General features: G+C 73.7%; 1 pseudogene. It reads right to left on the bottom strand.

From position 1 onward, the window contains the following. Positions 1-88 precede the first annotated feature (88 nt). Positions 89-388, bottom strand: a pseudogene (locus tag JHD63_RS24845) (hypothetical protein); the annotation flags it as partial.

The following is a 388-nucleotide window of genomic DNA, read 5'->3' as shown; positions in this document are numbered from 1 at the left end:
CCCCCCCCCCCCCCCCCCCCCCCCCCCCCCCCCCCCCCCCCCCCCCCCCCACACCCCCCCATTCTCATGCTCCCGCCCCCACCGACCCCTACACTAGGTTCTCTTCCCCCCCACCGCCACACCCCCCCCCCCCCCCCAGGCTGATCTGCGTGGCCTTGCGGCCTTCCTCGGTGGCCAGGTACTGCGAGAGCGCCTGCTCCTTAAGGCTGGCGATGCGGCCGAAGAAGTCGATCTCCCATGAGGTGACGGCCCTGTCTCTTATACACATCTCCGAGCCCACGAGACCGTACAGGAAATCGCGTATGCCGTCATATTCTTGAAAAGGGGGGGGGGGGGGGGGGGGGGGGGGGGGGGGGGGGGGGGGGGGGGGGGGGGGGGGGGGGGGGGG

The organism is Xylophilus sp. ASV27 (assembly GCF_016428875.1).
Taxonomy (GTDB): domain Bacteria; phylum Pseudomonadota; class Gammaproteobacteria; order Burkholderiales; family Burkholderiaceae_C; genus Xylophilus.
Note: the sequence above shows the minus strand (reverse complement) of the source record. Positions and strands in the feature narration are given on the sequence as shown.